The organism is Veillonella sp., from assembly GCF_018381775.1.
GTDB lineage: Bacteria > Bacillota > Negativicutes > Veillonellales > Veillonellaceae > Veillonella.
This window is the reverse complement of the sequence record NZ_JAGZRH010000002.1, coordinates 143,944-157,640: the sequence shown is the minus strand read 5'-3', so window position 1 is coordinate 157,640 and position 13,697 is coordinate 143,944. Positions and strand designations below refer to the sequence as shown.

Annotated in this window: 12 protein-coding genes and 1 riboswitch; of the genes, 6 read left to right on the top strand and 6 right to left on the bottom strand. The window is 33.1% G+C overall.

The window, feature by feature from the left end; genetic code table 11:
- Positions 1-123: 123 nt before the first annotated feature.
- Positions 124-174: a hypothetical protein gene (locus KH109_RS09760; RefSeq protein WP_353511575.1), complete on the bottom strand. Its 51-nt coding sequence runs from the start codon at positions 172-174 to the stop codon at positions 124-126.
- A 249-nt stretch (positions 175-423) separates the two neighbouring features.
- On the opposite strand from KH109_RS09760, the gene KH109_RS01940 reads away from it, so the two are divergent.
- The 5 genes from KH109_RS01940 (at position 424) to KH109_RS01920 (ending at position 6,736) form a co-directional block, all read left to right on the top strand.
- Entirely contained in the window at positions 424-1,635 is a 1,212-nt protein-coding gene (locus KH109_RS01940) for a hypothetical protein (RefSeq protein WP_295215210.1), read from the top strand.
- 458 nt (positions 1,636-2,093) lie between these two features.
- Positions 2,094-3,992 carry an AAA family ATPase gene (locus KH109_RS01935; RefSeq protein ID WP_295215207.1) on the top strand — a complete coding sequence of 633 codons (1,899 nt, stop codon included), beginning with the start codon at positions 2,094-2,096 and terminating at the stop codon, positions 3,990-3,992.
- Between the two features lies 1 nt (position 3,993).
- Entirely contained in the window at positions 3,994-5,235 is a 1,242-nt protein-coding gene (locus KH109_RS01930; RefSeq protein ID WP_295215204.1) for an LlaJI family restriction endonuclease, read from the top strand.
- A gap of 495 nt (positions 5,236-5,730) precedes the next feature.
- On the top strand, positions 5,731-6,417 hold the full coding sequence (locus KH109_RS01925; protein ID WP_295215202.1) for a hypothetical protein: 687 nt from the start codon (positions 5,731-5,733) through the stop codon (positions 6,415-6,417).
- 70 nt (positions 6,418-6,487) lie between these two features.
- A complete protein-coding gene (locus tag KH109_RS01920) occupies positions 6,488-6,736 on the top strand; it encodes a hypothetical protein (RefSeq protein WP_295215199.1) in 249 nt (82 codons plus the stop codon).
- A gap of 396 nt (positions 6,737-7,132) precedes the next feature.
- On the opposite strand, the gene KH109_RS01915 is transcribed toward KH109_RS01920, so the two are convergent.
- A complete protein-coding gene (locus KH109_RS01915; RefSeq protein ID WP_295215197.1) occupies positions 7,133-8,344 on the bottom strand; it encodes an OFA family MFS transporter in 1,212 nt (403 codons plus the stop codon).
- Positions 8,345-8,431: 87 nt separating this feature from the next.
- A riboswitch (ZMP/ZTP riboswitch) is annotated at positions 8,432-8,519 on the bottom strand.
- Positions 8,520-8,792: 273 nt separating this feature from the next.
- Positions 8,793-8,843: a hypothetical protein gene (locus KH109_RS09755; RefSeq protein ID WP_353511575.1), complete on the bottom strand. Its 51-nt coding sequence runs from the start codon at positions 8,841-8,843 to the stop codon at positions 8,793-8,795.
- Positions 8,844-9,095: 252 nt separating this feature from the next.
- Between KH109_RS09755 and KH109_RS01910 the strand changes: the two genes are divergently transcribed.
- Positions 9,096-9,692 carry a hypothetical protein gene (locus tag KH109_RS01910; protein WP_295215194.1) on the top strand — a complete coding sequence of 199 codons (597 nt, stop codon included), beginning with the start codon at positions 9,096-9,098 and terminating at the stop codon, positions 9,690-9,692.
- 125 nt (positions 9,693-9,817) lie between these two features.
- On the opposite strand, the gene KH109_RS01905 is transcribed toward KH109_RS01910, so the two are convergent.
- From KH109_RS01905 to KH109_RS01895, 3 genes are all read right to left on the bottom strand, one after another.
- Complete coding sequence (locus KH109_RS01905) at positions 9,818-11,047, bottom strand: threonine/serine exporter family protein (RefSeq protein ID WP_295215191.1); 1,230 nt, start codon at positions 11,045-11,047, stop codon at positions 9,818-9,820.
- Positions 11,048-11,061: 14 nt separating this feature from the next.
- Positions 11,062-12,465 carry a hypothetical protein gene (locus tag KH109_RS01900; protein ID WP_295215189.1) on the bottom strand — a complete coding sequence of 468 codons (1,404 nt, stop codon included), beginning with the start codon at positions 12,463-12,465 and terminating at the stop codon, positions 11,062-11,064.
- Between the two features lie 251 nt (positions 12,466-12,716).
- On the bottom strand, positions 12,717-13,328 hold the full coding sequence (locus KH109_RS01895) for an acetate uptake transporter (protein ID WP_295215186.1): 612 nt from the start codon (positions 13,326-13,328) through the stop codon (positions 12,717-12,719).
- Positions 13,329-13,697 lie beyond the last annotated feature (369 nt).

Below are 13,697 nucleotides of genomic sequence, written 5' to 3'. Positions count from 1 at the left end.
GGCTTAAATGGTTTGGTCGCCAGACTTCGCTTCTAATAAGAAAAATTGAAGAAACGGTCTGACTTCTATGTCGGGCCTTTTTTCATGCCACGATTAGAAAGCTAGCTTGTAGCTAGAGGTCAATCACTTTGCTGCCATGATAATGGTCGCCACAAGTATGCCAAAGGAAATCATTAACGATAACACTTTGAATGTACTCACATTGATCACCGCCAATCCTCGAGTTGATTAGCAAAGGCTGGACCCATTTAGCGGCCTCAATTTCAATATAGTGTTTCAGGTTATAAAAGTAAATAGATTAGAGGTTCCTAATAGTTACCTAGGTGACCAATAGGAACCTTTTTCATTTTGTAATCGTATTCATAATTGTGTTCTTATTATGTTACAATACAGTTAAAATTACTATTTTGTGGAGAGATGTATATGTTAAAACAATTATTATTAAGTGTTATTGTATTGAGCGCTGTTAGTGTATCTAGTTATGCTATTGATGTGAATATTCCCGGTGCAGATCCAACTATTGCTAAGGATGTTTATGAACAGGGACTTTATAGGACTGAGAAAATTAAGAGTGCTTATGATGTAGAAACTCGAAAGATAATAGATTCGATTATTCTAAAAGAGGGAATACCTAAAGAGTTTGGTACTGATATTAATAACTCTGAAGTTGAATCCTTTAAAAATGAGTTATATTCTATTAAGCGTCGTCAATTTGACGGTAATACAATTGTGAATTTACATAATAATGATGGTGGACTATCAGTTACACTTCCATTTAGTGCGATACAGAAAGAGGCTATAACTGATTTTCCTAATTCAAATGCTCATTATTTAGTAGAATCACCTATGATTGCTGCAGGTATTATTGAAAATAAAACACCAAACACTACTGATAAAACTGATATTGTTTTTAATTATGATGGCCTAAGTAAAAGTTCTTTGAGAAAGACAACACTTAGAGGGGCTGTTGAGATGGAGATTATTGGTTTAAAATTTGAGCTGAGTAAACATCCAAATCAAGAGTATAATGTAATCCTGTATCCGCGTGCAACGAAGCTAGTCACATCCAATGATATTAATAAAATAATGGCTAACTATGTATTACCCTCAATTCATTCTCTTCAAGATTTAGATGCCTATAGCAAGGTTGAGACATATAAAACATATTCTTTTAGAGTACCTAAAACAGCTGTAAAAGATAAAAAACTAAATGAAAAAATAGACGGTGTAACCTTTACAATTGATAAAGATACAAATCAACAGATTCGTATTGAACCTAATAATGAAACTAAAAAAGGGTTATTTAGTACAGTTGATGAGATTCGTATATTAAATAAGCTTGATAATAAGTCAGCAGAGCCTTTTGGTATCCCGGGAGCAAAAATGATAACAAAGGGACTCCATACTTATGTTTGGAATGATGGTGTGCCTGGTTTATTACTAGATTTTGAATTAGATAATCAAAAGGGGATATTGATGTTTATTACTTATGATGAAAGTCATAAGTATGTAAATACAATCCAATACCGGCTAGATAATGGTGTATATAGTAAAGCACAATTACGTAGATTAATTACTGATGTAAAATTATCGTCTACTGGTAATCTGTATGATGGTGATGTTTGGATTATTTAGTCAAAACAGTCTATAAATAAAATAAGAAAAGAAATCCTTAGATTTCTTTCCCCGTTTAGATATGATATAATTTATATCAAAGTGAGGCATAAATGGTTTGGACGCCAGACTTCGCTTCTAAAGTAAAACATTTGAAGAAACGGTCTGACTTCTATGTCGGGCCTTTTTTCATGCGTTCACTCACCGCCAATTTCTAGAAGATTAGCAAAGGCTGGACCCATTTAGAGGCCTCAAGTTCAATATAGTGCTGTCAATAATAAAAGTAAATAGATTAGAGGTTCCTAATAGTCATTAATTTGTCTATTAGGAACTTTTCTATTTTCAGTACTATATTTCTATATTTCCTAAGATATTCATGATAACTTCATAATCAAAATAATCTATGCTAAAATATTAGTAACATAGTTAAGTTTTAATTTTTCGTATATTTATTTTATTGAAATACTGCGGGGGACAACATGGGGTATATTGACACTTTAGCAACAGAGGAACGAGTTTCTTATTTAATAAAACCTATTTTAAAGGTACTTAGTCAATCGAGTAGTCCATTAACGACAGCAGAAATATGCTCTCAAATGATTAAGATAGATCCATATATTGCTGAATACGCTGAAGCTATATATGCCTCAGGAAAAACAGGAAAACCGTATAAGGATTTTAGTAAAAGATTTAGTCTTGCAATTAAAGAGTTAGAGTTTTTAGAGCTTTTAAGTCGTGAGGGCAAAGGCAAAAAGAGTCGTATTTTATTAACACAAAAAGGTCAAGAGTTAGATATATCAACCTTAAATGTTGAGAAAGATATTAGGGAAAAAGCTCAACCTTATTGGAAGGAAAAAAGAAAAAAAGTAATAGAAAAAAACTCAAAACAAACAAATGCAGCTAATAATAAAAAAAATGAAAAGCGTTTGCTATGGAGAGCAACCGCGAATTTCGAGGAATCTGGCTTTTCTTGGTATCAACTTGAGGTTGGTGATAATGTTACATATAATTATGTAACTGAAAAGAACATAGAAATTGGAAGATTTGGTTTAGGCTATAATAAAAATTCAGGAGAAGGGCCTAATCAACCTGCTGGTTCAGTATCTTGTATTTTTCAAATTGTTGATTATTTGAATCTACCTGACTCACAAATTAATAAAGCTGTGTTACGGTGTGTACATAAATTTGATCACCCAATAAGTCTTTCTGAAATTAATGGTTGGTTTAATGATGGAAGTCAGTTAAATCTTCAAGGTGGGCTTGCTTCAATCGCTGATACTCAAGCGGATATTATTATTAAGAATATTCCTAAATTAGTTTCTTATATAAAAAACAGTACAATATTTTTACCAATAAAGAAAAGAGTATATCCATTACAAGTTATGTATTATGGTGCACCAGGTACTGGTAAAAGTTATAGGATAGCTTCATTAATAAAGGAAAGTTATCCAGGATATACAGAGTATGATGATAATCCTTATGTTTTTCGTACTACTATTTATCGTGATTACTCCTACTTTGATTTTGTAGGTAATATTATGCCTGTAACAAAAGAAGGAAAAGTTAGCTATGAATTTGTTCCAGGAATATTTACAACTGCATTATGTACAGCATTGAGAACTCAAGATAGAAACATTGATGTTTATCTTATTTTAGAGGAAATGTCTCGCGGTGATATTGCTAGTATTTTTGGTGATATATTCCAGCTATTGGATAGAGATGATACTGGTAAAAGCATGTATGGTATTAACAATAAATCCATTTATGAATACCTTATATTGAATGGCGTAATAAAAGCAGGCCACAAAATTATTATTCCATCAAATTTACATATCATAGGGACCGTTAATACGAGTGACCAAAATGTTAATGTTATTGATACTGCTTTTAAACGAAGATTTGATTTCAAATATATTGGTGTAGATCCTATTCTTGTCGATAACAAAGATGATGAATATGTTAACAATTTTGATATTCAATTTACAAATTCTGATACATATGAGTGGGTAAAACTATATCAAGCTATTAATCATATCATTATAAATGATTTAGGATTAGCTGAAGATAAGCAATTAGGGCCTTTCTTCTTAAAGGATAAAGGCGATGATGATGCAAATCGCGAACAAGTTGCTGATGATACAAATCGCGAACAAGTTGCTGATGATGCAAATCGCGAACAAGTTGCTGATGATGCAAATCGCGAACAAGTTGCTGATAAGCTGTTACATTATTTATGGCAAGATGTTGAACGTGTTTCTTATACTGGTGCTAGTCTTTTTGATGATAGTATTAAATCCTTTAGTCAGTTATACTCAACATTTAAGCATAAAAAGAATATTTTAAGTGAAGCTGTAAAACAAGCATATGGAAACTTATAAAATGAATAATGATGTATTAGATTATCATTTTGAAATTATTAATGATGGCAACGAATTGACAGAATCATTTTGCCGAAAGTGGGATATATACTCATACTGTGATCGATATAATGAGAAATTAAAATGTTCTTTCGTTGGTATGGTAGTAAAAAAAGATAATATTCTGCTTTCTTTTCCTAAGCACTATCATGTTGATAAAGTAACTTTGAGAGATGAGAAATCAAAAGTATTGCAAGATATGAAAGATATATTGCATATTATAAAGCGAGATAGAGAGCTATATGGTGTTGAACCAGGACAATTAACTGATACGATACCAATAGATGCTTATCAGTATATTCTTACATATTATTTAGAGTTTGGTTTATATCATCGTCAATTAAGAGATACAGTTAAAGGTTATAAAGGTCATATTAATTGGCATCAAACAATAAATTCGATTCGTCCCTTATTAAGTGATGGAAATTTTATATACTCTCCGTTTGTAGTTAATTGTGAATATGATGAGTCAATTTTTATTACGGAATGTATGGATTACGTATTATTTGATTTCTATAACACCTTTCAAACTTTATTAGATGATATTCATCCGTATAAGCGTCAATTTTATAATCCTATATTTGATGAGTATGATTTTTGTATTGCTAAATTGCAAACATTCTGTGGTCGGCTTTTTAAGGATTATGAACGATTATTATTGAAATCGTTGATCAGATACTTTCAATGGAAAAGTAATCGAAGTAAGTCATCTAAATTCTTAACCTTGTATTTCGAATTGGTTTGGGAACGTATGATACATTTGTATTTATCTAAACACACACGAATTTTGGGCGATGATTATGAAATTACAAAGGAAGAGCAATCTTGTAAGCTAAATATTATAAAACCCAATAGCATGGATATAGAGCAACGAGAATCAGGTGAGAAAAGCCGATTCTCTATTCAATTTGATCATTACTATGAAACCAGCATAAATACAGAGCAACCATTAATATTATTATTTGATTCTAAATATTTTACTAATGATGTGAATTCTTTTAATTATAAGCAAGCATTTTATTATTATTATTTACGAGGTAAATATAAAAATGCCATTATTAAAAGCGCTTTAGTGATACCTACATCTGATGTAAGGAAAACCGTTGTGCATGTTGATAGACAGCATATTGATGGTCTATATATTCGTGAAGAATATATAAACCTTAAGGATGTAATCGACTATTATAATTCGATCATATCTTAATAATAATTGTAAAAGATATATACATAAGTAAAAATCTCCTTAGTTGTAATATGATAGCAACTAGGGAGATTTTTATATGAGAAATTTAATACTCATATGAAAAGATATAATGATAATAGAAAAGGGGGAATATTTACATGAAAAGTATTAGCACTGTTCAAAATAATATTTTGAAAATGATTAGCCAATATGTAGGAAAAAATATATTTATATTTTACCTATTGCATATCAAGATCATGAAGAAGATAGAAACTTTAATGACTGGGAAAATAGGGTTAATGAGGTATTAACTAGTTGTAATATTCCTTGTTTTATAACATATGGTAATTATAAAGCTACAGATGAATCATATGGGGGCGCCAGAGAATATGAAAGGGCTCCAATGTTCATGTTCTTTTGTGAACCATGGCAGGTTGAAGAATTCAACTGTATAATTCGTACTCTTTCGACAAGCATTGAACAACAGCATTATTTTACTATTGATTTAAAAATAAAATGGTTTCTGTAGTAGAAATGTTTAAGAATCCTGGTGTTTTTGGTCAATGTGAAGTAAGGGAAATTAGGAAATGGTCTAAAAAAGAATACCCTAACTATTTTGAATGGATAAATATCTTTAACTATAAATTAGTGGATATTGACATTAATCCAAGAGTTATTCCAAATAACTTTATCAAGTTAGATCATCACCTATTATTAGCTCATATAGATGATTATATTATAGACTATCTTGATTTCAATCTTTTTGAAAAGAACTTGTCGCTAGAAAATTATCTATCTAAGGCAGGATTAGTAAATTATAAAGTTGTCTATGAGTCAGAGATGCCAGAAGGCAATCATTTATTAGAAATATATAGAATAATAGATCTAAAAGAGATATCTGAAGAGCTGAGGTTAATTTATGCTATTAAATTAGCAGAAATATATCCATTAGATTCATATTTATTTGAGTTCGAAGAGGACTTATACATATCTATTGTAAGTAATAATAGAGGATTTTATTATTATAAGCTTACTCCCAAGTTTTCTGGGAATAAATATGATGAGAGGTATGGCAGTAAACAAAAGAGGTTAATTAAATTTTATTTATGTTCATACTATAATTTACAACCTTCAATAAAATACGCTATAAAGTGCAAAAGCTGTTATGTTAGTATAATAGAACGCAATAATGTTAGTTATTAATTGTTACATTTATAATAATTATTATTTTATGAACTATGATAGTATTTTGTCTTTTAATAAGGGGACAGATATGAAGCAAGAAGAATTACAGAATAGAATTGATAATGCATTGGAACTAGAAGATCTTTTAAGTTTACCTCAAGGTTTTCATGTAGCAAAAAATGTATTTTGTCAAGAAATTTATATATGGAGAGAACTTGTCGGTGAAGGTTATAGTTTAATGTTTAGAACCCACAATAAGAATGAAATTTATATTGAGGATTTTAATGAGCTTGGGGAGTTCATTAATTGTAGATATGAAGAAGTAGAATTAGATTAAATCTGTATTTATTACTTACATCCTAAAACAGGGAAAGAAATCTTTCGATTTCTTTCCCTGTTTAGATATGATATAATTTATATTAAAATGAGGCATAGATGGTTTGGTCGCCAGACTTCGCTTCTAGTAATTTAAAATTGAAGAAACGGTCTGACTTCTATGTCGGGCCTTTTTTCATGCGTTCTCTCACCGCCAATCCTCGAGTTGATTAGCAAAGGCTGGACCCATTTAGAGGCCTCAAGTTCAATATAGTGTTGTCAATAATAAAAGTAAATAGATTAGAGGTTCCTAATAGTCACCTGGGTGACCAATAGGAACCTCTTTAGATTTGTAATTAATTTGGGGGATTTTGGTGGTGATAATTCATTTACAATTTTATAGTACTAGAATTAAGTATCAGTTATGCAGACCTCGTTTGCCGTATATTTTTAAGATTATAGCAATAATTGCATTTAATACGAATAGAAGAGCAAAGCATACTAAGGCTGTAGTATAGCCATATCCTGCTTCGTGAAAGTATGACACGAGCATAGGACCAACTATACCAGCTAATCCCCAAGCGGTTAGAATGCGGCCATGAATAGTGGAGAGTTGGCGTATGCCATAGAGGTCTGCAAGATATGCTGGCATACAGGCGAATCCGCCGCCATAGCAGGTGATAATGAGAAGAATTAAAATTTGGAATGTTAGAGCATTATTGGTTTCGGCAAGTACGTAGAATGCGATGATTTGTATAATAAAGAATAGTATGTAAGTTTGTGCACGGCCAAAGTAGTCGGAAATAGTAGACCACGCAATGCGACCTCCACCATTGAAGATACCGATGATACCAACTAGTGATGCAGCCGCTGCAGGTGTCATACCAATGGTTTCTTGTGCCATAGGGGATGCTAAGGATAGAAGACCTATACCACAGGTAATATTAATAAAGAAAATCCACCAAAGGGCACCAAATTGCCAAGTTTTCATAGCATCATTAGCTAGCAAGCCATGGTTATGAACGTACATAGTGGATTTATCTTTCGTAGTTCGAGGTGGTTGTTTTGGTTGAGGTGCTTTCAAATAGAGAGAAGAGGCGCCCATAACCACTAGATAGATTACACCGAGGATAATGAAGTTATTTACTAATCCAACTTGAGCTACGAGGAATTGCATAAGTGGTCCTGCAATGAGTGAAGCAAATCCAAAACCCATAATGGCTAATCCCGTAGCAAATCCTGGGCGATTAGGAAAGTATTTTACGAGCGTAGATACTGGTGTTATATAACCAATACCTAGTCCGATACCACCGATGATACCATAGAATAGATAGAGTAAGGTAAGATTATGGACACTAAGTGCATAAGCAGTACCTAATAGGCCTGCCACCCAGAATAACATGGAAAGAAGTCCGCTTTTCTTGGGACCTATTTTTTCTGCAAAAGATCCTAAAAAGCCTGCAGATAATCCAAGCATCAGGATAGCTAGGGAGAAGGTCCATGTTGTTTGTGACATAGTAAAGCCCATATCTGCCATAATAGGTCGTGTGAGCACGCTCCATGCATACACACTACCGATGGATATATGCAGACCAATGGCAGCTAGAGCAATAAGCCAGCGATTTCTCATAAGAAAACTCCTTTCATATAGGTGAGATGATTAAAACTTTGTACAGTATTATTTGCCATAAGAAAATAAAAAAAGACCGCCTGAACAAAAGCTTGCCCAGACGGTCGGCTATCACACGATGTGTGCTACTGTGCATGTAGTCAATTCTACGAATCCGTCAGCCCAGTAGTAATATATTATCAGTATATCAATTGATACTATATCTTGTCGATGATATAAGTCACTATCGTATGCACCATAAACATTTATAATTGAAAATAAGGAAAGGAATTCTTCGATTCCTTTCCCTATTTAGATATGATATAATTTATATCAAAGTGAGGCATAAATGGTTTGGTCGCCAGACTTCGCTTCTAAGTTTTAATATTGAAGAAACGGTCTGACTTCACAGTCGGGCCTTTTTTCATAGCCTAATGCCGTGAAAAGCTAGCTTTAGCTAGAGGTCAATTCATTTAGCTGCCATGATAATGGTTGCTACAAGTATACCAAAGGAAATCATTAATGATAATACTTTGAATGTACTCATATTGATCACCGCCAATCTCTAGAAGATTAGCAAAGGCTGGACCCATTTAGAGGCCTCAAGTTCAATATAGTGTTGTCAATAATAAAAGTAAATAGATTAGAGGTTCCTAATAGTCACCTAGGTGACCAATAGGAACCTCTTTCGTTTTGTAACTATTATAATGGAATAGATTAATTATGTTACAATACAAATAAGATAATAGTTTTTAGGGAGAGGGAGAATCATATGAAACGTTATATTACATTACTTAGTCTAGGCTTGTGTTTAGCCGTACCAATGCTTTCACAAGCTAGCGATATAAAGCCTGTTATACGTGTTACGAATGTACATAATGGTCAATATGATGCGGCATTAGATGCTATTACAGATACAAAGTTTTATGGACCGTATCAATTCCGAGTGTTAAAGGATGCTATTGAAACGCAGGGTGAAACAAAGGACATTGATGGTAGGGCGTTTAGAACCTCTGATGGGGTATTTATGCATGTAAAGGCTAGAACTATCGATAGTACGAGTTCCTCGTTAGATGCTGAGGTTAATGAGATTGTTAAAGATAGGACGGTTCCTGAACCTACAGTTAAGATGGTATTGCCTGTTAAGCATGATGTAATAGAGGTCAATAATGATGGTGTGCGTAGTTTGCTAGCCGAATTTATGTATGGCTGGCCATTACATAATAGGACGGATATGGTATTAGTTACTGATTATGAAGAAACTCGTTATTATTATAATTTGCAGTTTTATAGAGATAAGCTTCCCAATGGTGTTCGCATTGAGCAGTTACGCCAAATGATTATGGATGCACAGTTTAGTTATAAATAAGTGATATCTAATTAGCACAATATAGTTATAAATAAAAGAGGTTCCTAATGGTCATAGTATTGGCTTATAGGAACCTCTTTTATCGGGCAAGTAATTTATATGAATTTGTTATAGGGTTATATTATTTATAAGTGTTTTTTTGGGATTAGTGGTGGTTTTATATGTTTTACAATTGCGATAGATATAGCAATTGTAAAAGCTATCAAAAAGGATTCTTTTGCGAAGCTAATGGCAATAGTTTCTTGTCCCATTAGCATATAATAAATGGATCGATAAAAGCTGAGCCCTGGTAGTAAAGGGAATAAGCTAGTCATTAGGAACACTATAGCAGGGCATTTTCGTTTAACAGCCAATATTCTTGATGCTATGGCGATGATAAAACCACTGATGAATATGGAGAGCATAACATTAGACTGTAGTGAAGATAATGTTAAGAACAAGAACCATGAGATGAATCCTAATATTGTACAATCGATAAAATGTTGTTTAGCTACACGGAATAAGATTGCAAATGCTGTAGTACCAATACCAGCCATTATACTACGCATAAACATAGAGGTTAAGGAATTAGTATCTAAATTAGATGTATAAAGGGGAATCATTTGTGTGTTGAAGAGTAGTGATTGTACTACTGCGACCCCTACAGCCATGGAAATGCAGGTAAGTAACGCGCCCATCATAAGGGTTATTCCTGTATTATAATTATTTTGACTATACTCCCTGATAGCATTGACGAAAGGAACTCCGGGAACAATGTCAATCATGGCTCCTAGTAATATAACTGATAGGTTGGAGCCTAATTCAAAGTGGATAAAGAGATTACCCAATAAGGCGATAAGAATACTACCTAAAATAGTGATTAATACATCTGAGTTAAGTATTCTTTTAATCGTACACATATAGACGCCTAATATTAAGCCTATAATACCTGCAATTATAGAGTCTGTTATTGAACTACCAATTGCATAGCTAAAGCCAGAAGCTCCTATTGTATAAGCTACTAATCTCCAAAAAAAAGAATAGTCTGACATGGTATCAATTTGATTAAGTTCACTTTCAATCTCCTCAATAGTAATATTTTTTTGTGTGATACGTCGGGAGAGAGCATTAACAGATTCAATTTTACTGAGGTTAATATCGACTTCAGGAACGTTATAAATACGAGTAATTTCAGTTCCATCAGCTTTCTTAGCCGTTGCAAAAATACCTCTATTGGATACGTAGGCTTCTAAATCTTTAAAATTCATAGCTCGTGCTATGTAGTTCATAGTATCCTCTGTACGACTGATTTCGGCGCCACTACTAAGTAGTATTTTTCCAGCTTTTAGTATAATTTCTAATTCCACACCTGTCATTATTTCCTCGTTATTCATTTTACTTCATGGTTATTTATATTGGACTTTTTGATAGGTCTATCTTTAGAAGATTCAGTTGATTTTGATTCTTCCTGTTGTTCTTGTAGAATATTGATATTTTGATGTATAACTTCTTCGTCTATTGAGAGATGCTCTTCCACATAGTCTTTTAGCTCTTGAACTGTTTCCGTATTTGAAAGTATTTCTTTTGCTTCATTATGAATATCTTCTTTAAGAGATTTTGTATCTGCTTGACTAATATCACCTAATGTATGGAATAGTTCACGTTCTTTTTCTGAAAGATTTTTGTGAGGACTATGTTTTTTTAATGATAAATGGAGCATCTTTCTTCGGAAGAATTTTTCCATAATGATATCTTTACGATCACGGAGCCAGCCATAAATAAGAATAATCAGGAGTAATAGTCCCATATAACCGAGAATTGGGTAGAGGATACTAATCAAATCTTTAAAACCAAAGAAACTACATATATACCCTATGATTACTACAGAAATAATAATAATTCTCATTCTTTTTGTGCTGCCGTTGGCAAAACGTCTAGCAATAGAATAAAAAAGAGAGAATGCTGTATTAAAAATAAGTGAAAATACTGTGATTGCATATATATATGCTAGCCAAGGATGAATTTGATTGGCAATAGCAAGAATCGGCAAATCTGCATCTTTTACGGTATCTAGATTTGCAAAAATAGAGATAGCAGCTATAAAAACAACTAATCCGACTAATAGGCCGCCACGAGTGCCACCTTTTTCAGCAATACCAATACGAACAACAGAACCACCTAAAATAAAGGCCATAGAAACAGCTGTCATAGCACATAGAGAATAATAATTAATGACAGAAAACCATACATTGCTTGTGGCTGGTTTGATTGTGTGGGCTAAAGCCTCTAATGTAGTCCAATCATGACTTTTACCAATAAATGAGTAGCCTGTAATGATGAATATCATAACAATCATGATAGGAGTAAAAACACCTAGAACACTAGTTATTTTGTCAAAGTCCATAAATGATACGGTTATGATTAAAAGTGAGCAAATTAATCCGCCAACCCAAAAAGGAAGTCCAAATTGTTGTTCTAAGTTTGATCCTGCACCGGCTATCATAACGAAGCCCATAATAAAACTACCAGCGATTAGTACAAAATCAAGTATTCTTGTAATAATAGGATGGGAAATCTGTGTAAAAACTTCTTCATGATTGTCTGCACGATAGTAGCTCCCCAAAGAAAGCATGATTTTACCAAATGCGGCATTTAATAGACCTAGTAATAGAACACCAATAAGACCTATTTGGCCAAAACTTATAAAATATTGTAGAAGATCTTGTCCACTCGAGAGTCCTGCACCTACAATAACACCTATGTAGGCAAATGCAATTTTCCATGATTGTTGCATTATATTTTCCTCCTTTCAAATACATAACTTAGTATACAAAATAATATTATATCATACTAATGATTCAGTTTATGGAAACCTCACCGCCAATCTCTATAAGATTAGCTAAGAATGGACCCATTTATAGGCCTTAAGTTCAATATAGCTATGTGGAACGTAAAAGTAAATAAATTAGAGGTCCCTAATAGTCACAGTAGTGACTTATAGGAACCTCTTTTATCGTGCAAGTAATTTATATAGTTAGTAAAATATTACAGAATGCTTTTACCCATAGGGAATACAGTTTTGCCGAATACTTTGTTTACAAGTACCGCACCGGAACCGTAGAAACCCAATAGAGAGATGAATAATTCAGACCATGCTGCAAGAGCGAAGAAGCCTGTTTTGCCGCCTAGGAAGAGGTCTGTTGATAGACCGAAGAATAGGAAGCAGATAAGTATCATAATAGCGAATACAACTTTGTTTGTTTTTAAAGCTGCAATAGTACCAAAGATAGAGAAGATTAAGAAGCCCACAAAAGCGAATGCCAATTGTGTTACATCGAAACCTTTTTGAATTTCAGGACCGAAGGAGCCCATTTGAGTTAACCAAACGCCAGCCATTGCGGACCAGAATAAACCGTACGCACCGAATACAACGGATCCGAATGGATTATTTTTCTTGAAATCAAAATAGCTTGCCATTAATTGGGCCAAAGAACCTAATAAAACAGCCCAAGGGATAATAACGGATGTGGTTGGACCAGACCAACCAACGCGGGATGTAGATACTACAAAACATACAATAGCTAGACCAAGTAGGCCCAAGCTCGTAGGGTCTGCTACATTTTCACTCATTTGAACTTTTCTTACTTCATTTTCCATGTGTTCCTCATTTCTCCGTGGGGGACAACTAACTACAACTATACAGTAACAGATTCACATGATTTTATGCTGTCATTTTTAATTCAATACACTAGCTATTGAATTGATATGGTAGCTATGTGAAAGCACTGCCATATAAATGTAACATATATCACATTTTTGGAGCAATAGAAATAAGATAGTAAGAATGCTAAAAATGCATAGCGTGAAAATTTTATTAAAAGAAAGAAAATAAAAGAAAAAACACAGAAAATAGGAATTATAATGTTTTAATTCCTATTTTTCTGCGGTTTAAGCTCATAAATCGATTGATTTATATGAATTTGTTATAGGCTGGTGACCATAATTTTAATATGGATAGATAGTATA

Coding starts and splice junctions, on each gene's coding strand:
- KH109_RS01920 (WP_295215199.1), top strand. CDS start 6,488: ATGAAGCAAGAAGAATTACAGAATAGAATTGATAATGCATTGGAACTA.
- KH109_RS01930 (WP_295215204.1), top strand. CDS start 3,994: ATGAATAATGATGTATTAGATTATCATTTTGAAATTATTAATGATGGC.
- KH109_RS01905 (WP_295215191.1), bottom strand. CDS start 11,047: ATGACAGGTGTGGAATTAGAAATTATACTAAAAGCTGGAAAAATACTA.
- KH109_RS01895 (WP_295215186.1), bottom strand. CDS start 13,328: ATGGAAAATGAAGTAAGAAAAGTTCAAATGAGTGAAAATGTAGCAGAC.
- KH109_RS01925 (WP_295215202.1), top strand. CDS start 5,731: ATGGTTTCTGTAGTAGAAATGTTTAAGAATCCTGGTGTTTTTGGTCAA.
- KH109_RS01935 (WP_295215207.1), top strand. CDS start 2,094: ATGGGGTATATTGACACTTTAGCAACAGAGGAACGAGTTTCTTATTTA.
- KH109_RS01915 (WP_295215197.1), bottom strand. CDS start 8,344: ATGAGAAATCGCTGGCTTATTGCTCTAGCTGCCATTGGTCTGCATATA.
- KH109_RS01910 (WP_295215194.1), top strand. CDS start 9,096: ATGAAACGTTATATTACATTACTTAGTCTAGGCTTGTGTTTAGCCGTA.
- KH109_RS01940 (WP_295215210.1), top strand. CDS start 424: ATGTTAAAACAATTATTATTAAGTGTTATTGTATTGAGCGCTGTTAGT.
- KH109_RS01900 (WP_295215189.1), bottom strand. CDS start 12,465: ATGCAACAATCATGGAAAATTGCATTTGCCTACATAGGTGTTATTGTA.